6 protein-coding genes are annotated in these 20,801 nt (G+C 68.8%); 2 read left to right on the top strand and 4 right to left on the bottom strand.

The genetic code is table 11. From position 1 onward, the window contains the following. Positions 1-77 precede the first annotated feature (77 nt). On the top strand, positions 78-1,604 hold the full coding sequence (locus ABEA50_RS02855) for an aldehyde dehydrogenase family protein (RefSeq protein WP_345493410.1): 1,527 nt from the start codon (positions 78-80) through the stop codon (positions 1,602-1,604). A 260-nt stretch (positions 1,605-1,864) separates the two neighbouring features. On the opposite strand, the gene ABEA50_RS02860 is transcribed toward ABEA50_RS02855, so the two are convergent. Next, positions 1,865-3,094: a TetR/AcrR family transcriptional regulator gene (locus ABEA50_RS02860; RefSeq protein ID WP_345494626.1), complete on the bottom strand. Its 1,230-nt coding sequence runs from the start codon at positions 3,092-3,094 to the stop codon at positions 1,865-1,867. 422 nt (positions 3,095-3,516) lie between these two features. Here ABEA50_RS02860 and ABEA50_RS02865 point away from each other — a divergent pair, with 422 nt between their 5' ends. Then, positions 3,517-4,338: an enoyl-CoA hydratase-related protein gene (locus ABEA50_RS02865; RefSeq protein WP_345493411.1), complete on the top strand. Its 822-nt coding sequence runs from the start codon at positions 3,517-3,519 to the stop codon at positions 4,336-4,338. A gap of 72 nt (positions 4,339-4,410) precedes the next feature. On the opposite strand, the gene ABEA50_RS02870 is transcribed toward ABEA50_RS02865, so the two are convergent. The 3 genes from ABEA50_RS02870 to ABEA50_RS02880 all read right to left on the bottom strand — a co-directional run bounded on the left by ABEA50_RS02870 (position 4,411) and on the right by ABEA50_RS02880 (position 20,631). Continuing rightward, the gene (locus ABEA50_RS02870) at positions 4,411-5,658 is read right to left on the bottom strand and encodes an Nramp family divalent metal transporter (RefSeq protein WP_345493412.1); all 1,248 of its coding nucleotides are present in this window, start codon (positions 5,656-5,658) and stop codon (positions 4,411-4,413) included. A 117-nt stretch (positions 5,659-5,775) separates the two neighbouring features. Next, positions 5,776-6,765, bottom strand: coding sequence for an alpha/beta hydrolase (locus ABEA50_RS02875; protein WP_345494627.1), 990 nt, complete (start codon positions 6,763-6,765; stop codon positions 5,776-5,778). A 234-nt stretch (positions 6,766-6,999) separates the two neighbouring features. Continuing rightward, positions 7,000-20,631, bottom strand: a complete 13,632-nt coding sequence (locus ABEA50_RS02880) for an amino acid adenylation domain-containing protein (RefSeq protein WP_345493413.1) — start codon at positions 20,629-20,631, stop codon at positions 7,000-7,002. Between the last annotated feature and the right edge of the window lie 170 nt (positions 20,632-20,801).

Below are 20,801 nucleotides of genomic sequence, written 5' to 3' on the forward strand. Positions count from 1 at the left end.
TTCCGCTCCCGCCCGCGCCGGTTCGCCAGATCATGCGGCCAGCCGCGCCTTGTTGTTTCACACCGCGAGAGGTGACCATGGCCGAGTCCGCGCAGTCACAGGTGGCGGCGCATCCGGGAGGATCGAGCCGTCCGAATGTAGTCACGTCCTACGACCCACGCACCGGGGAGATCGTCGGCAGCTACGCCGTGCAGAACGCGAGCGCGGTCCGCCTCGCCGTGAGCGAGGCACGTTCGGCCGAAATATGGTGGGCAGAACTAGGGTTCAGCGGTCGCAAGCGTTGGTTGCTCGAATGGAAGCGTGATATCACCCGCCGCGCAAGCGAATTGGTGGACCTGCTGTGTGAGGAAACCGGTAAGCCCGAGGCGGACGCGGCGATCGAGGTGATGCTCACCATCGAGAACCTGGACTGGGCCGCCCGCAACGCCGCACGCACCCTCGGACGCCGCAAACTCGGCGCCACCTGGCTTTCCCGTCATCAGAGCGCCACCGTCGGCTATCTCCCGCTCGGCGTGATCGGTGTGCTCGGCTCGTGGAACAACCCGGTCTTCACACCGATGGGATCGATCTCCTACGCGATGGCCGCGGGCAACGCGGTGGTGTTCAAGCCGCACGAACTGACCACCGGCGTCGGCGTGTGGCTGGCCGACAGCTGGCGCCGCCTCGCCCCGAATCATCCGGTGCTGCAAGCGATCACCGGCGACGCGTCGACCGGTGCCGCACTGTGTACCGCCAGGGTCGACAAGATCGCCTATGCCGGGCCCGATGCCGGTGCGCGCGAGGTGATCGAACTGTGCGCACCGACGATGACACCGGTGGTGGTGGAACGCAGCGGCAAGGGCAGCATGGTGGTGCACGTCGACGCTGAACTCGAGGACGCGGCGCAGGCGGCGGTCTTCGGCGCCATGTCGAACGCGGGCCAGAACGCCACCGGAATCCAACGCGCCTACGTCGCGGAATCGGTGTACGACCGGTTCCTCGAACTGGTCACCGAGCGGGCCGGCGCGTTGCGGCCGGGGGCCGACAAACGCGCCACCTACGGCCCGATGATCATGGAATCGCAGATCGCGGTGGTGGGTAAGCAGATTCGGGACGCGCTGGCGCGCGGCGGACGCACCGTCGTCGGCGGGATGGACTCGATCCGCGACCCGTATATCGAACCGATCGTCCTCGCGGAGGTGCCCGAGGACAGTCTGGCCATCACCGGCGAGGGCATCGGCCCCGTTCTGGTTGTCAACAAGGTGACGAGCATGGACGAAGCGGCCGAGCGGATCAACGCCGTCGGCGCCGATGTGGCTGTCGCGGTGTTCACCAGGGATGTGCAGGAGATCGAGACCTTCGCCGAACGATTGCGGGTGGGTGTGGTGACGATCAATTCCTCGGCCGCCTACGCCGGGATCCCCGCGTTGCCGTTCGGTGGGGTCGGCGAGTACGGGCGCGGCCACAGTCACGGCGCGCAGGGCCTCCAGGAGTTCAGCAGGACCCTCGCGGTGGCGCGCAGGCGGTATCGAACCCGGTTGAACCTCTCCACTTTCGAGCACCGCCCCGGCCTGTTGCGCTTGCTGCGTGCGGGTTTCCGGCTGCGCCACGGTCGCCGCGGTTGACCGATGTTGCCGACTCATGCCGATGGCACCGGCGCGTCACCGCCATGCAACCGAACGTCACGCCCACTCGAACCGCACGGCCTGAGTCGTTCGCCTGCGTGGCCGTTCACGTGCCCGGCCCTTCACACACCCAGTCCTTCACGTGCCCGACACGTCACCTGCCCGGCCCTCCACACACCCAGTCCTCCGCGTGCCCGACACGTCACCTGCCCGGCCCTCCACACACCCAGTCCTTCACGTGCCCTGGCGCCTACGCGCCCCTAGTCCTGCACGCCCGCAGCGGATTCACCGTTGCCGAACAGCACAGCCAGCATCAACGCGATCACTCGATCGAGGTGCTCGGGCCTGGTGTCGAACCGAATGAGGCGACCGAGATCGATGACCTGACCGATGGCGGCGTGCACCCGAAAGCGGGACTCCACGGGGTCGCCGTCGAGCAGATTGGCCCACTCCAGGATGTTCTGGCGTTGGATCGCGCGCAGCTTGTGCTGCTCGGCCTGCGGCAGATTGGTGAATTCCGCGTAGTAGACCGGCATGATCTCCGGAGTGGCGAAGCTCAGCTTCGCGTAGCGCTCGGCGATCCGACGGGCGGCGTCGGCCCTGCTGGTCGCTTCGGCGAGCGACTCGGTGATCGCGATGGCCAGCCGGTCGCCTGTGCGGTGGAAAGCGGCGGCGAGCAGGTCCGCCTTGCTGGGAAAGTAGCGGTAGACGCTGGAAGCGTTGATGCCGACGGCGGCGCCGATCTCCTCGATACTCGCCTCGTGGTAGCCCTGCCTCCCGAAGATCTTGATCGCCTCGGTGAGCAACTGTTCGCGCTTGGAGGTGACCGGGATACCGCGCCTGGGCGCACCGGGCTCGGGCCCCCTCGGCGCGGGCGGCAGCGTCACATGGACCACGGCGGAAGCCATGTCGTGTTGCAGCGGAAGCAGTTTCGCACTCGACAGCGTGGTGCGGTGCGCGGAGATGCTGGCGATCACGCTCAACACACCCGCGGCACGCAGCGCGACGTCCGCCTCGGCGGCCTCCGGTCGCACCTGTGCGATCGGCGCCGCGAAGGCGGCGTTGAGGTCGTCGTAGATTTTCCTGATCCGCACCCGGTCGGCCCGCTCGAGGTAACGCCGCTCCCAGCGATACAGGCCCGCCTCGCGGCGGATCTCGATGGTGTACTCGGCGACACCCTTGATCAACGCCGCCAAACGTGGGTCCGGGTCCAGCGTGGGATCGTCCGCGTTGTGTGCCACTTCGGCAAGGTGGCGCGCGCCTTCTTCGGCCGCGGCGACCAGCAGCGCGTACTTGTTACGGAAGTGTCGGTAGAGCGCCGGTCCGGAGATTCCGACCTCGGCGGCGATCTCGTCCACGCCTACCGGGTAGTACCCGCGTTCGCTGAACGCGCGCGCGGCGGCACGAATGATCTGCACCTTGCGGTCCTTGGGCCTGCGCCGCACCGACGACCCGCCGCCGCTGACCGTCCTCGCGCTCGTCGCGCGCACTCGTCGTCCTCCTCGGTCGCCGGTCGCGGGCGTGTCCGACGCGGCCGCATGACTGTCTACCACCGCGTCACCGGACCCACCGTCGCCGGGAACGGTCTCGGCTCCGCCGCGCGAAGGAGCCTCGGCGGACGAACCGGACTGTTGTTTCCGCCCATTCTCACCGCGCGCTGTCGGGGAACCGTGGTGTGCACCGTTACCGTCCGCGACGGTTTCGCCACGCTCGCGGTGCCCGTTTGCGGTGCTGTCGCGGGGCCGCGCGGCGGCGAGGTCGGCCTCGCTGCGGTCGGCGACCATGCGGTGCTCCTTCGGCGGCGGCGCTGTTGACAGCGGTGGACAGTGGACCTTAAGTTAACCACAATTCGCAAAGTTAATCGCTATTCATGGCACCGTCCCCGCCGGATTCCAGCGTAGGAGCAGCACACATGACCGATACCGACTCCACCGCCAACGCCGATTCACCGGCGCAGGCGCCCAGCTTCTCCGCGATCCACGACGGCAAGATCCTCCGGGTCACCATCACCAAGCCGCGCCGCAAGAACGCGCTGGACTACGACACGATGGTCGCGCTCGGTGACACGTTCGTCGCCGCGGCGACGGATGCCTCGGTCCGGGTGATCGTACTGACCGGCGAGGGCGGCGACTTCTGCACCGGCGCAGACCTTTCCACCACCGCCGCGGAGCAGGGGCGCGGCATCACCTCGGAGATGGTGATGGACGCGGCCGCACGCCTGGTGCGCGCGATCGTCGACGCGCCGGTCCCGGTCATCACCCGCGTCAAGGGCGCGACCGCGGGCGTCGGGGTCGGGATCGCGCTGGCGGGCGACCTGGTCTACGCGAGCACAGATTCCTATCTACTGCTCGCCTTCGTCAATATCGGCCTGATGCCCGACGGTGGCGCGGCGGCCCTGGTCGCCGCGTCCGCGGGCCGCGCCTTCGCCGGCGAGCTGGCTCTACTGGGGGAACGGTTACCCGCACCGGAAGCCAAGCAGGCCGGCCTGTTCACCGCCGTCCTCGCCGACGACGAACTCGACGCGAAAGTCGAGGCCGCCGCGGCAAAACTGGCCGCCGGCCCACGCCGCGCACTAGAACTCACCAAGCGCGCACTCAACCACGCGACACTCACCGCACTCGACACCGCACTAGCGGACGAAAAGACCGGACAGATAGAACTACTACACTCCGCAGACTTCCTAGAAGGCGCCACAGCGATGCTAACCAAACGCAACCCCGTCTTCGCGGACTGAGCCATAACTTTCATGATCAACAGGACGCTATTGCGACGTCCCGCTTTAAAATCCGCTGTGATGTCCTGTTGATCATGGCGCGGTGAGGGTTAGGTAGATGAGGGCCACGTTTAGGGTTGAGATGATCGTGGCGACTGTCCAGGCCATGGCGGTGGTTAGGGGGCGGTTGGTGTCGGGGCCCATCAGGGTTTGGTCGCTGGTGAAGCGTACTAGGGGGATCAGGGCGAAGGGGATGCCGAAGGAGAGGACTACCTGCGAGACGATTAGCGCGCGGGTGGGGTCGACGCCGGTCGCGAGGACCGCCAGCGCGGGGATCAGGGTGATCAATCGGCGCAACAGCAACGGCGTGCGGCGGTGCAGGAGACCCTGCATGATCATCGCGCCCGCGTAGGAACCGACCGAGGTGGAGGCCAGGCCGGAGGCTAGCAATCCGATCGCAAGCAGCAGGGCGGCGACCGGACCCAGCGTGTCACCGATCGCGGAATGCGCCTGTTCGATGGTTTCGATATCCCTGCCGCGCAAGGTGCTCGCCGCCAGCAACAGCATCGCCAGATTGACCGCGCCCGCAAGCAGCATCGCCAGGCCGACATCGACCTTGGTGATCCGCAAGAGTCGTGCGCGCAACGGCCCCACCTCGAGGTGGCCGTGCCGATCGCGGGCCAGGCCGGAGTGCAGATACACCGCGTGCGGCATCACCGTCGCACCGATCATCGCCGCCGCGAGCAACACGCTCTCGGCGCCCTCGAAGCGTGGCACCAGCCCGCCGACGGTCTCGGAAGCCGAAGGGGGCGAGAGGAACACGCTCGCGAGAAAACCGATCGCGATGATCGCGAGCAATCCGGTGATCACCCGCTCGAACGGCTGTTGCCCGCGCCGATCCTGCACCAGCAGCAGCCCCATCGACACCACACCGGTGATCACGCCGCCGACCAGCAGTGGAAGCCCGAACAGCAGGTTGAGCGCGATCGCACCGCCGACCACCTCGGCCAGATCGGTGGCGATGGCGACGACCTCGGCCTGGCCCCAATAGGCGAGCCGAACCGATCGGCCGGCGCGCTCGCGCACCGCCTCCGGCAGCGACATCCCGGTGACCAATCCCAGTTTGGCGGAAAGGAACTGGACCAACCCCGCCATCACGTTCGCCAGCACGATCACCCACACCAGCAGATAGCCGAACTGCGCACCCGCGCTGATATTCGAGGCGACGTTGCCAGGGTCGACGTAGGCGATGGCGGCGACGAACGCTGGCCCGAGCAGGATGCTCGCCGACCGTGCCCGCTTGCTGGCGGACCGGGCCGACGCGCCGAACGTAGTACTCACAAAACATGATTTTACGGGTAACCGAACTTTTTGGTTAGCCCCACCTATAAAAGAATGCCCGCTCGCACGTGGCGTGCGAGCGGGCATTCGATTGTCCTTCAGACGTGGCCTCGTCGACTAGAGCTCGAGCCCCTTGGCCAACACCGGCCAGGAGTTCTGCAACTCGTCGCGCCAGTAACCCCACGAGTGGGTTCCGGTGGGACGGAAATTGTAGGTCGCGGGGATACCCAACTCGTTGAGCCGGTTCTGCAGGTTGTGCGAGCAGTAGTTGGTGCCGGCCTCGATCACGCCGCCGATCACCAACTGGTTGGCGAGGCCACCCGAACCGGGCAGCGCGTATTCGCCGTCCAAGGTGTCGTACTGGCCGGGAATGCCGCTGCCACTGGAGATGTAGAGATCGGTGCCGCGCAGCGCCTCCGCGTGCACGTACGGGTCGTTCGCGGCCCACTCGGGCGATCCCGGTGGCCCCCACATGTTATCGGCGTCGCCGCCACCCCAGGTGTTGACCACGAGGCGCACGAACTCCGAGCCGACCGGGTCACTGGTCTGCGCGCAACCGCTGTAGGCGGCCGCGGCCCGGAACAGGCCGGGCTTGGCGATCGGAAGCGCGAGCACCGTGGTGCCCGACGTGGAAAGGCCGGCGATGGCGTTGATGCCGTTGGTGCCGAGCGCGCCGTCCACCAGCGGAGGCAGCTCCTCGGTGAAGAAGGTCTTCCACTTGTTACGCCCGAGCACCGGGTCGTCGTTGATCCAGTCGGTGTAGTAGCTCCACTTGCCGCCGACCGGCTGAATGATGTTGGCGTTCTTGTCCGAGAGGAACTCCAGCGCGTCGGTCTGCGCCTGCCAGGACGCGGAGTCCTCGCCGCCACCCGCGCCGTTGAGCAGGTACAGGCTCGGCCTCGGCACCGAGGCGTCGGCGGGGCGCTGCACGTCGACGATGATCTTCTCGTTCATCGCCGCCGAGAACACATACAACCGAATGTGGCGGTCGTCCTTGTATTCCGCCTTCTCGATCCGCGAACCATCCGGCGCGGTGGGATCACCCAGCAGAGTCTTGGACTCGATGATGGGGTCTGCGGACGCACTCGGCGCGCCGAGACCGGTCAACACTCCCGCGAGAACCGTCGTGGCCGCGATCGCTGCCGCGGCACGCCAACCGCTGCGCCGGGTCTGTCGACGTATCAATTTCGCACCTTCGCTTCGTCTCGACATTCGAACTGTCTGCCCCGCGCGCCGGGGTAATGGATGACGCCGGGGGTGGATGCCCTTGACGATCACGCCAGACCATACGGCCTATGTAGTCGTGGGAATAGTCGGCATCGTTACCTCGACATCGACCTATCATGCCCGACCGGCGTCGATCTGATCATGACCGACCCGCCCCGATACCGATTCCCGCGCCGCGTTTTCCCACAGCGCCGACAACGCGGGCCCGATTCGCGCCAACGCGGACTCCGCGAGGAGTTGGCCGCCTGGCACGCCGATCGGATGGTCGTCGACGATGCCGTCCACGAATGACCGCCAACGCCGCGCCCCCGACTCGTCGCCTTCGGCGCTGAAGTAGTCCAACCTGCCGTGGAACACCCTCGGGCGGTGGCGCGCGGCGAGTTCCGCGCAGTGCACGGTGCTGTGGTACATCCGGCGGACCCGGTCCTGGGTGAGCACGGCCATGTCCGGCGGGATGGTGGCGTGCAGTTCGACGAGTGCGGCCTCGCTCAGCTCGTGGACGTCACCGTCGCCGGGGAGCAGGGTGTCGACGCCGATGCCGAGCTCGGCCAGACCCGCGCGCACGACGGACCGGAAATCGGTGACGTCGACCTCCGGGTTCGCACCGAGCAACACCAGGGGGGCGACTTGTTGTCCAGCGCTTTGCAATTCGGTGGCTACCGCGTGGGCGAGCACGCCACCGAGCGACCAGCCGAGCAGCCGGTAGGGGCCCTCGGGTTGGACGGCCATGATCTCCTCGACGTAGCGCCGCGCCATCTCGTCGAGCGACTCCGGCAGGTAGCCGTCGTCGGTCATGGCGGGCGATTGCAGCCCATAGATCGGCCGGGCCGAGGGGACATACCTGACCAGACCGGCGTAACACCAGGACAGCCCGTACATCGGGTGCAGGCAGAACAGCGGTTCGGCCGCGGCCGTATCGCGCGGCACCCTGGTGCGGATCGGCAGCAGCACCTCGAGTGCGGCGTTGGAATCCAGGTCGTAATCGCAGTGGTCGGCCAGGGCGGTGACGATCCGCGCGGACAGCGCCGAGGGGGTCGCGTCGGTGAACAACCAACGCACCCGAACTCGCGCTCCGGTGAGGGTGCGGAGCCTGCGCACCGCACGGGTGGCGATCAGCGAGTTACCGCCGAGGTCGAAGAAGTCGTCGTCCATGCTGACCCGCGTGGTGTCGGCGCCGAGGCCGATGCCGAGTACCTCGGCGAAGACATCGGTCACGGCGCGTTCGACCGGTGTGGTCGGCGCGCGATACGGCCTGGTCGCCAGCCGGGGCGCTGGCAGCGCGGCGCGATCGAGACTCCCGTGCGCGGTCCGCGGCAGCGCGTCCAGGCGCACTATCGCCGAAGGTACCGGTGCCGCACTCGAATACGGTTCGGCGGTGCGTACGGCACGGGCGTGCCGCAGGAGCAGGTGTTCGTCGAATTCTGCGCCCGGTTCGGTCACCACGTAGCCGATCAGGCGTTGGCCCACGGCGCCCGGCAGCACCGCGGCGGCGGCGCGGCGCACCGATTCGTGGCTGAGCAGGGCGGATTCGATATCGGCTAGTTCGAGGCGCTGACCACGCAGTGTCGCCATGGCGTCGGCACGACCGCGATGCTCCAGGGTGCCCGCATCGTGCCAGCGCACGATTTCGCCGGTGCGGTAGAGCCGGACGCCGCCGTGGTGTGCGACGAAACGCCGCGCGGTGTCGGCGGCGCCGAGCAGGTAGCCACGCGCCAACTGTGCGCTTTCCACATAGAGTTCGCCTTCCGCGCCGAGCGGTACCGGACGAAGCTGGCGATCGAGGACGTGCACCCGCACACCGCCCGCCGCGGCGCCGATCGGAATCGGCGCATGCGTCGACCCCGCCACCACCGGTGGTTCCCGCGTCGCGTTCGTCGCGGGTACCGAATACGCCGTGGCCACCGAGGTTTCCGCGGTCATGTACCAGTTGATCAGCTCGGCATCGGGCAGCATGTCGGCGCACATCGTGGCGAGGGCGGCGGTCACGGGCTCGCCCGCGACGAACACCCGCCGCAGCGCCGGGTAGGTCGATGCGACGGTGGCCGAATCCTCGGGATCGTCGGCCACCGCGCGATCGAGGAAGTCCGTCAGCGCCGACGGCACGAAGTGGACGGTGGTGACCGAGTTCTCGACGGCCCCCCGCACGGAGTCGTCCTCGCCACCGCCCGTGGTCGCGACGACGACGCGGGCGCCGGTGTGCAGCGGGAGGAACAGCTCCATCGGCGCGGCCGGTGCGCTGATCGAATTGCCGAGCAGCACAACGTCGTCGGCATCGTATTCGTACGCCCGTGCGGCCCAGCGCAGCCGACCGACCAGCTGCCGGTGGGTGACCATCGTGCCCCGTGCGCCGGTGCCGACACCGCCGTAGCCGACGAACGCGACATTGTCGGGTCGTACACCGGTGGGTGCTCCGGTCGCGCCCGGCGCGAGGAACAAGGTGTCGACCGCGACCACGGGCACGTCGACGTCGGTGTCGAACCGGTCATCGGAGAGGGTGAGCGCACACACGGGATCGGCGGCGACCAGCACGGATTCGATGTGTTCGAGCGGATCGTCCGGATCGAGGGGCAGGTAGGCGGCGCCCGCGCGCAACACGCCGTAGATCGCGACGAACGCCTCGATCCCGCCGCGCATGACCACGGCCACCAAGGACTCCGATTCCACCCCCCAACGCGTCAATTCGGCCGCGAGCGCGCGCGAACGCATATCGAGTTGGCTGTAGGTGAGGGTGAGGCCGCCGTGCCGGATCGCCGGTTGGGTCGGCGTGCGCGCGACCTGGGCGTCGAACAACGAGAGCAGGGTCGCCTCGTCGTCCTCCGGCTCCTCGGGTGCGTGCCCGGCGGCCAGCGCGGCGCGTTCGCTGTCGAGCAACACGTCGATCTGCGCGACGGTGGCCTGCGGGGTCGCGACGAAGCGGTCGATGATCGCCGAAAGCCGTTGGGCCAGCGCCTGTGCCGCCGCCTCGTCGTAGACCTCGCCCAGGTACTGGACCGACACACGCAACTGACTGTCCAACACCACGAGCACGGTGAGCGGGTAGTGCGTGGTGTGCGCCGCCTCGATCCCGGTGACGGTCATCCCGTCGACCGCATTGTCGGCACCGAAGCCCTCGCGATCCACCGGTAGCGACTCGAACACCACCAGCGAGTCGAAAAGCCCTGCCACACCGATGGTGTCCTGAATATCGGCGAGCCCGAGGTAGTGGTGTTCGAGCAGGGCCTCCTGCTCGGCCTGCAACTGCCGCAGCAATCCGCCGAGCGTCTCGGTGGCGCCGAGGCGCACCCGTACCGGGATGGCGTTGCGGAACAGGCCGACCATGGCCTGCACCTGGTCGAGCTGTGCGGGCCGTCCGGAGACGGTGGCGCCGAACACCACGTCGTCGCGATCGATCCCGCGCCCGATCAGCAATCCCCATGCCGCCTGCACCACGGTGTGCACCGAAACGCCGAGGCCGGAGGCGAGTCGGGTCAGTGCGGTGGTGTCGGCCGTCGACAGCTCGAATCCGACCTCGCCGACGCCCGCCGATATCTCGCGGGCGCGGTCGGTGGGCCGCAGCGTCGTCGGCTCGGTGATGCCGGAGAGCGCCTCGGCCCAGGCATGGCGCGCGGCCTCGGTGTCGCGGGTGTTCAACCAGGCCAGATAGTCGTGGTAGGGCGCGACTTTGGGCAGGTGCCTGGTCGCGCCACCGACCGCGTAGGCGGTCAGCAGATCCTTCAACAGCAGCGGCATCGACCAGCTGTCGAGCAGAATGTGATGACTGGTGGTGACCAGGTGGCACGTCTCGGGCCCGGTGCGCACCAGCGCGAGGCGAAGCAGCGGCGCCGTGCGCATGTCGAAGTGCGTGCTCAGGTCGGCGGACTGGATCCGCGCCAGTTCGGCGGTGGCGGCCTCGGGGGCGAGTTGGTCGAGCTCGAGCACCCGCCACGGCACCTCGACCGAATCCTGCACCACCTGAACGGGATTGCCTTCGGCGTCCTCGGTGAACGCGACCCGCAGGTTGTCGTGCCGGTCGAGCACGGCCTGCGCGGCGGCGCGCATGCGGTCCTGATCGACGGCACCGCTGAGTTCCAGCGTGAACTGGGTGGTGTAGACATCGACCGACGACTCGGCCAGCAGCGCGTGGAACAGCATCCCGGATTGCTGCGGGGTGACCGGCCAGATATCACTGAGGTCGGGGTAGCGCTTGCCGAAGCGGTCGATATCGGGTTGTTTGAGTCGCACCAGTGGAAAGTCCGACGGCGTGAAGCCGCCGACGTCGGATCGAAGGCCGTGTTCGGCGAGCCCACCGAGTGCGCGAATCCAGTGCTCGGCATAGGTTTTCACGGCATCGGCAGTGAACGCGACCGCGGCGTAGTCGAATCGGACGAGCAGACCGTCGTCGGTGGCGTCGACGGTGAGGTCGAGCAGCAGGTCGTCCGACGGGGTGTCGGTGTGCACCCTGGCGGGTCGAACGTCGCGATAACGCAACGCGAACCGGCCCCGGCCCAGATCACGCAGTCGCGCCGCGGTGTCGGGGTTCAGGTGCCGAAGCAGTCCGTAGCCGACGCCGTGCGAGGGCACCGCGCGACGCAATTCCTTGATCTGCGCGATCGCGATACCCGCAGCGGGCCCTCCGACCAGTGCGTCTTCCAGGTCGATCCTGGTCAGCCGCAACGGAAGTGGGTATTCGGTGCTGAACCCACCGACCATGCTCTCCTCGGCGTCGGTGGCCTTCCTTCCGTCGGCGGTGAGCCGAATCACCGAGCCGATCGCCCGCGTGACGATCTCCCCGCCGGAGGTCTGCGAGGCCAGCGCGCACGCGGTGAGCAGCACGTCGTCGACGCCGGTGTGGTAGGCCGCCGCGGCCTCGGCCACGGCGGCGGCACCTTCGGCGGTGATCGTCAGCGAAACCCTGCTGCGCGCACGCAGGTCGCGCTTCTCGGCGAGAATGCCCTCGGGTACGGCACCGAGGGTGCGCTCCCACCAGATCATTTCGGCACGGGTCGCGGGTTCCTCGGCCTTCGCGGCCAGCGTGCGAATGAGGGCACCGAGTCCGGATTCCGGCCCCGCGGGTGCGGCGTGCCTGCCTCTGCTCCACGCGACGGTGAGCTGGTCGACGATGGTGCGCCACGAGATATCGTCCACCACAAGGCCGTTGGCCACCACGATGAGGGTCTCGCGCCCCTGCGGTCCGCCGGTGAGCACGAAGTGGATATTGCGCCCCTGCTCGGGATCGAGTGCGGCGGCGGCCGCGCGCACCACGTCGTCGATCGGCAGCATGGTCTCGCCGCGTGCGGGATCGAGGCGGCGGAACGCCTCGCCCGTGCGGTCGGCGGCGGCGGGGATACGCAGCACGGGGTCCGAGGTGCGATCCAGCACAACCCACAGCATCGGATGTTGTTCGAGAACGGTCGCCACGGCCGAGCGCACGGTCTCGGCGGGGCAGGATTGCGGGATGTCCAGCGCGATCGCGCGGACCTCCAGGTCGGTGTCGAGACCGCGTGCGGCCTTCGGAGTCAGCGGCAACTCCCCCGATTCGTCGTCGGTGTCACCCTCGACCACCGAGGCACGCGCCAGCCGCGCCGCCGTCGGGTGCGCGAAAATATCTCGTGGCGTGAGGGTTACGCCGCGTTCACTGACGCGGGTGGCCAGCAGGACCGCGCCGATGCTCTCGCCGCCGATGGCGAAGAAGTCGTCGTCGCTGGCTACCTCGTCGAGGCCGAGTAGTTCGCTGATCGCGGTGGTGATGACCTGCTCGGCCAGCACGCGCGCCGCGGACTCCGTGGTGTCCTGCGTGCCGGGTTCGGTGGGTTCCGGTAGTGCGCGCGGGTCGAGTTCGCCGGTCTCCGTAACCGGAATGCGTTCGAGCACAATGATTTCGGCAGGCACGAGGTGCTGCGGCAATGCCGCCCGTAGTCGCCCGGTCAGTGTCGAGGCGTCGACGGTGGCATGCTCGGCGAGCGACACATACGAGACGGGCACGGTGCCCCGCTTCGCCGTCCAGCCGACCGTGAGCGCGGCCGCCACCTCCGGCTCGGCGCGCAACGCGGCGTCCACGCGCACGGGGTCGACGCGCAGGCCGTCGACGTAGAACCGAGCGTCGTTGCGGCCGAGATACTCCAGCGCGGGGTCGTCGAGCGCCCTGCTCCACCGCACCACATCGCCGGTGCGGTAGAGACGTTCGCCGGGGTGGTAGGGGTCGGCGACGAAGCGAGCAGCGGTATGCCCGGGTCGGCGGTGATATCCGCGCGCGAGGGGACGGCCACCCAGATACAGCTCACCCGCGACGCCTTCGGGCACCGGTCGCAGCCTGCGGTCCAATACCAAGGCACGCAGACCACGCAGGGGGCCACCCACGGTGACCCGCTCGCCCGGCCGCAACGGCTCGCCGACGGTGGCCAGCAATGTCGCCTCCAGCCTGCCGTACCCGTGGAACACGTCGCGGGTCTCGGAGGCGCCCGCGAGCACGGCCTCGTCGGGTGCGGTTTCACAGCCCACACCGATCACCGTGGGGTACGCGCCAGCCACCGGGACGGCCGACGCCGAGGACGTGCGGAACATGTGCGTGCCAGCGGCGGCCGACATCGATTGCGCGCCTTGTCCTTCGGGTGGACCGAGGACGAGTGCGCCCGCCGACCCGAGTGCGAGCAGCACCTCGAGCAGCCACACCGGCGAGGACGGTGCCGCCAGTGCGGCGACGCGGCTCGGGGTGTCGATCGAGTAGCGCCGCGCCAGTTCGGCACACAGATTCGCCACCGCGGCATGGGTGAGCGCAACGCCCTCGTCATCGGATCCGTAGCCGAGGTAGGCGAGTTGATCGGGGTGGGTGAGGCCGCTCAGCTCCGTCGCGGCGAGCGGACGGTCCGAGCGCGCCGCGACGTCGACGGTGAAGTCCGGGTCATCCAGTACGATCCACGAAATCCCCTCCCGCACCGGAAGTTCGGGCCGCTCGGCAACCAACGTCACCCCGAGCCGCGCACCGCAATCGTCAAGGATCCCGGCGAGGTAACGGTCCGGGTCGGCAGGGTCGATCGCCACCACCGGTGCGCCGGTGCGCGCGACGGCCCACAGCGCGAGCACGAACTCCACCGACCGTCCGATCGCCAGCACCACCGGCGCCTCGGGACCGGCACCACGCGCGATCAACGCGCGCGCCAATTGCGCGGAGGCGGCGTCGAGTTCGCGGTAACCGAAGACGCGGTCGTCGGCGATCAACGCGGTGGCCGTGGGGTTGCCGGCCGCGGCGGAGGTCATCAGTTCACCGAGCGTCTGTGCCGCGTTGGGCTCGGCACCGGTCCGCGCGATCAGATCGGCGTGTTCGGAATCGTCGAGGATGTCGAGCTCACCGACCGCGCGCGCGATCGAGGATGTCGCGGCCTCACGGGCCACCTCGGTGAGCAGGCGGCGCAGCCGACGACCGAATTCGACGACCGTTTCCTCATCGAAAAGATCACGTGCATAACTGAATTCGGCGGCAAGGCCGGCCGGATCGCCGGTCTCGGTGCGCTGCTCGCGCACGGTGAGGCGCAGATCGAATTCGGCCGTGTCGGCTGCGGGATCGAGCGCGGCGAAGCTCAGTCCCGGCAGGTCGAGGCTGGTGACCGGATGGTTCTCGAACGAAAGCACCACCTGGAACAGCGGATGCCGCGCAGGCGAACGCGGCGGATCGAGCACCTCGACCAAACGCTCGAACGGCAGATCCGCGTTGGCGAAGGCACGCAGATCGGTCTCGCGGTTGGCGGCGAGTAGTTCGGCGAAGCCGAGCTCCGGCGAGACCTTGGTTCGCAACACGAGCGTATTGGCGAAAAGGCCGATCAGGTCGTCGAGTTCGGCGCGCCCCCGACCGGCGACCGGGGTGCCGATGGCGATGTCCTCGGTGCCCGACATCCGCGCGAGGAACACCGCGAACGCGGTGTGCACCACCATGAACAAGGTGGCGTTGTGCCGTTCGGCGAGCGCGAGCAACGCGGCGTGCACCGCGGGGTCGATCACGAATTCCGTGGCGGCGCCGGCATAGGACGGTTGCCGAGGGCGCGGCCGATCGGCCGGCAGGCTCAGCTCGTCCGGCACACCGGCGAGCTGCCCGCACCAGTAGTCGAGTTGGCTGTGCGACAACGACCGAGGATCGTCTTCGGACCCGAGCAGTTCGCGCTGCCACATCGTGTAATCGGCGTACTGGATCGGCAGCGGCGACCAGGACGGGGTCTCACCGCCGCTGCGCGCGGCGTAGGCGAGCATCAGATCGCGCGTCAGCGGTCCGATCGACCACGCGTCGACACTGATCCGATGCGCCACCAGCACGAGAACGTATTCGCTTCCGGCGAGCTGGAACAGCTGCGCGCGCAACGGCACGTCGGCCTCGACATCGAAGGCGGCGGCGACCACACCGCGCACATCGTGACCGACCCGCTCCTCGCCGATCTGCGCGGGAACCAACTCGATCGGCACCAGGTGCGGCGGCAGAATGCGCTGCACCGGCCCGTCGGGGGTTTCCGGGTAGCTGGTGCGCAGGATCTCGTGCCGGGCGACCAGGTCGGCGACCGCACGACGCAACGCAGCCACGTCGAGCACGCCGGACAATCGGATCGCGGCGGGCGTGTGATAGACGGAGGTCGTGTTGTCGTAGCGGTTGCGAAACCACATGCGCCGCTGCGCGTACGACAGCGGTAGCGGTTCCTGACGGCGCACGGCGGCCAGTGGCACCGGGTCGCGGTCGAGATGTTCGACGCCGACGGCGAGACCGGTCACGGTCGCCGTCTCGAACAGCGTGCGCACCGGCACCGGCGCATCCAGGGCCTTACCGATCCGGTCGGCGGCCTCGAGGGCGAGCAGCGAGTTCCCGCCGAGTACGAAGAAGTCGTCGTCGGCACCGACCCGCTCGACACCGAGCACCCGCGCGAACGCCGAGGCCACGATCTCCTCGACCGGCGTCGAGGGAGCACGAAATACCGGCACCTCGAATTCCGGTTCCGGCAAAGCCTTTCGGTCCACCTTGCCGTGCACGTTCAGCGGCAGCGCGTCCAGCACCACGAAGGTGGACGGCACCATGTAGGAGGGAAGCCGCGCGCTCAACGCCGATTTCACCCTGGCGGCGCCGACACCGATCACCGCGTCGGCGGCCACCAGGTAGCCCACCAACCGTTCGCCGCTGTTCGGGTCGGCCTGGGCGATCACCGCCGCCTGGGCGACACCGGGCAGTGCGAGCATCGCCGCCTCGATCTCCCCCGGCTCGATCCGGAAACCGCGAATCTTCAGCTGGGCGTCGGCCCTGCCTCGATACCCCAGCTCGCCGCTATGGTGCCAGGCACCGAGATCGCCGGTGCGGTACATGCGCGCACCGCGCTGGAACGGATCGGCGACGAAGCGCTCGGCGGTCAGGTCGCCTCTGCCGACATAACCGCGCGCGAGTTGCGCACCGGTCAAATACAGTTCGCCCGCCACGCCGACGGGCACCGGCCGCAGCCTGCCGTCGAGCACGTAGACCCCGCTGTTCCACTCGGGGATACCGATCGGCACCGATGCCTCGTCGGCTTCGGTCACCCGGTGGCTGGTCACCGACACCGCCGCCTCGGCGGGCCCATACAGGTTGTACAGCGCCACCTCGGGATAGGCCGCGGCGAAGCGGCGCGCCACCGCCGCGGGCAGCGTCGCGCCGATGGCGAGTACCCGCCGCAGCGCCGAATGCGCGGCGACACTGTGCACCAGCAGGGCGTCGACCATCGAAGGAACCACGTGCAGCGTGGTCACGGACTCGCGAACGAGTAGATCGTTCAGATACGAGGGGTCGCGGTGCCCCTCGGGCGCGGCGAGCACCAACCGGCCAGCGCATGCCACCGCCGACCAGGACTCCCACACCGAGAGGTCGAAGGTCGCCGCGGTCTTCAGCAACATCACCTCGTCCGAGGAGAGCGCGAACTGCGCTGCCTTCCACAGCAATTGGTTGACGATCGCGGCGTGCGGAACCGCGACGCCCTTGGGGCTGCCGGTGGAGCCGGAGGTGAAGATCACATAGGCCGTGTTCTCCGGTCGCAGCGGCGATACCCGTTCGCCATCCTCGATCGGCGCGCCGGACGCGCGGTCGGGCGCCGTCAGCTCGTCGAGTCGGATGACGGGTGCGATATCGGTGTCGAATCCCGCGGTCGCGTCGGTGAGTACGCACGCCGGTGCCGCCGTGCTCAGGATGTGCTGGGTGCGTTCGACCGCCTGCGCCGGATCTACCGGCACATAGGCGCCACCCGCCTCGACCACCGCGTAGCTGGCGACGATCAGTTCGACCGACCGGTGCAGCGCGAGCGCGACCAGCGACCCCGGGCCGACGCCCATCGAAATGAGATGGCGGGCAAGATGATTCACCTGCTTGCCGAGTTCGCGGTAGGTGAGCTCGCGGCGGCGCTCCCCTTCGGGCGGATCCTGGACGAGCGCCACCGCGTCGGGCTCCTCCGCCACCGCGCGGCGCAGCAGGGTGGCGAGGGTGGCGTGCGGGTCGACGATATGGGCGGTGTCGTTCCAGGTCGTCAGCACCGAACTGCGTTCGGCAGGGGTGAGAATGTCGATATCGCCGACCACCGCGTCGGCATCCGCCGAGATCGCGGCGAGGATGCGTTCGAATCGCTCGGCGAATCCGCGCGCGGTCGCGGGGTCGAAAAGATCGGTGGCGTAGGTGAATACCGCGTCGATACCGGCGGGTTCGGCCGCGCCGTCATGGTTTTCGGCGACCGAAAGGTGCAGATCCCATGCGCAGCTCTTGTTCTCGGCGGCCATCCTGCGTACCGAGAGGCCGGGTAGTTCGACCGCGATATCGGTGCGATCACGTCGGCCGAAACCCGCCTGGAACAGCGGATGGCGCGCGGTGGATCTGGTCGGTTCCAGCGCCGCCACCAGCGATTCGAACGGCAGGTCGGCGTTAGCGAAGGCGCGCGGGTCGATCTCGCGTTGGCGCGAAAGCACACTGGTGAACGTCTCGCCCTCGGCCATCCTGGTGCGCAGGACGACGGTGTTGACGAACACGCCGACCATGTCGTCGAGCCGATGCTCGCCGCGCACACCCCTGCCGCTGACCTGCGTGCCGACTGCGATGTCGCCGCTGCCGGACAGCCGAGCCAGCAATACCGCGTACGCGGTGTGCAGCACCGTGAACACCGAGGTGTCGTGAGCCCGAGCGATTTCGGTGAGACGCGCGTGCGTGCTGGCGGCGATCTCGAGGTCGAAAGTCGCCGCGCGCAGCGACGCCACGGCGGGGCGCGGCCGGTCGGTCGGTAATTCCACCAGGTCGGGCAGGTCGGCCAACTGCGCACGCCAGTACCGAAGTTGCGTGGCGGCCACCGATTCCTGGTCGGCAGCCTCGCCGAGCGCATCCCGCTGCCACAGGACGTAGTCGGCGAAGTGCGAGCTCGGTGTCGGTAGTCCTCGTGTCGCACCGTTTCGACGGGAAAGCAAAGCGCGCAGCAGGTCTCGAACCAGGGGCGGCAACGAGGACTGGTCGGCGGCGATGCGATGGACTACCAGCGCGAGCACGTGGTCGTCGGGGGCGAGCTCGGCGAGCGCGAGCCGAACGGGCACCGCGCGGGTGAGCTCGAATCCGGGGCGCACCACCGCGTCCAGCCAGTCCGCGAGTTCACCTTCGGCGAGCGGCACGGGGACTGTATCGGCACGGTCCCGGTCGACGGGCACAATCTCCTGGTAGCCGGTGCCGTCGGTGGCCGGATACCAGGTGCGTAGCGCCTCGTGCCGTTCGAGCACGTCCGCCACCGCCGCGCGCACAACGGCGATGGGCAGCGCACCGGACAATCGCAACACGAAGGGGAGGTTGTAGGCCGAGGAATCCGGGTCGAAGTGGTGCAGAAACCACATCCGCTGCTGCGCCGAGGTCAACGGGATCGGTTCGCGGCGTGCGGGTTCCGCGCTGACGTGGACTCCGGTGCCGCGTAACTCGTCGACGTGCGCCGCGAGGTCGGCGACCGTCGGCGTTCGGCTGATCGAGTCGTCCGGGGGACGCACCCCGACCGCCGCCGCGATACCGGCCACGACCTGTCGCGCGAGCTCGTCGGTGCCACCGAGTGCGAAGAAGTCGTCGTCGGCACCGATCGGCCCGTGACCGAGTGCGTCGCCGTACAACTCGGCGACCAGGCGTTGCGTCGAACCGACCGGTGCGCGGAACGCGGCGGTCCGCAGCCGGGGAATCGGAAGTTCGGCGCGGTCGGGAGTGCCATGCTGGGTCAACGGGATCCGGTCGAGCACCATCACGGCGGTCGGCACCAGCTCCTCCGGCAGGCGTCGTGCGACGAAGGCCGCCAGGATGGCCGCATCCACTGTCGCACCGGGGTTCGGTTCCACGTAGGAGATGAGAACCTTTGCACCACTGTCTATTTCGTGGTCGAGGGTCACCGAGTACGCCACCGAGGAATGCGCGATGAACGCGGCATCGATGGTTGCCAGGCGCTCGTCGACGGGCTCGGCGGCCGCAACGGTGCCGATAGCGGTGGCGAGGACCAACGCCCCCGTATCGTCGCGCCGCACCTGATCGCCGGTGCGCAGCATGCGAGAACCGCCGGTACCGAACGGATCCGCGACGAACCGCGTGGCCGTCGCACCGGGACGGTCGTGATAGCCGCGCGCCACCTGCGCTCCGGCGACATACAACTCACCGGTGTCCCCGTCGGACACCGCCGCCAGCCACCGATCCAGCACGCGTTCGGTGACCCCGCGCAGCGCGGTGCCGAGTCGCACCGGCGCGGCTGCCTCGTCCTGCCGCACCGCGATATGCGTGGTCATGGTGGTCTCGGTGCGGCCGTATACGAGGCCCAATTCGCCGAGTCGACCCCGGGATATCGTGCGCGCCCAGCGTTGCGAGAGCTCCGGCGGGCAGGCGAGCGCATCGAGAATCACCACGCGCAGCTCGTCGAGTTCCTCGGGGTCGAGCTCCGCCGCCGCCGCGTGCGTCAGGTAGGCATGCGTCACCGCTTCCCTGCGCAACAGTGCGGCCAACGACTCGGCCTCCGTGTCCGGCACGATCAGCAAACTCGCCGAACCACTCAGCGCAAGCAGCGCTTCCAGCACCGCGGCGTCGGTGCCCTGCGCGGCGAAATGCAGCACTCGCGACCCGGCATGCACCCGGTACCGCACGCGCTGCTCGTCGCAGAGGCTCGCGAGCCCGGCCTGGGTCACCACGACGCCACACGGCGCTCCTGACGCCGACGCGTCGGCCACCGGCGGGTACAGCACATAGGCGGGATGTTCGGCGCGCAGCGGTCGGACGCGATCGGTGTAGGTGACCGGGTCGGCGGGATACGCGCCGAGCCTGCGCGCACACTCGGCGGTGTCGACGGCCAACCATTCGATCCCCCCGGCCATCGCGGCCAATCCGGCCCGGTGACCGAGTGCGGTCAGGCCGAACACCGGTGCCGCGTCCGCGAGTACCCGCTCGATCCACTCGGGTCGGCCGTTCGGATCGACCGGCAGGAATCCCGCACCCGCCTTGGCCACCGCCCACGTGGCGACCACCGATTCCACCGAGCGCCCGATCGCGACCGCCACCAGATCCTCGGGACCGATACCTCGATCGATCAGCAGCCGCGCCAACCGGCTCGACAGATCGTCGAGTCCCGCATAGGTCAATCGCGCGCGCGTCCCGGTGCCGTCGACCACGGCCACGGCGGTGCTGCCCGGATCGGCCTCGACCGCCGTCGCCATCAGGTGCGCCAGCGTCGTGACCCTGGCGCGCCGGGTGCGCGGCGACCTGGTCGGCCGGATTCGCGTCGGGCGGGTCATCCGCGCGCCGCTTCCGTCAGCCTGTCGCGGCGCTGCCCGACCACCCGAACCATGGAGATGCTCACCCTGCCTGTTGTCACCACACGCGCGCACCACCGTCCCGGCCCAGGTCAGCGGGTATGCGCATGCCGATCGTCGCGTTCACCGACACCACTTCGGCCCGGCCGTGC

Source organism: Nocardia callitridis, assembly GCF_039543305.1.
GTDB lineage: Bacteria > Actinomycetota > Actinomycetes > Mycobacteriales > Mycobacteriaceae > Nocardia > Nocardia callitridis.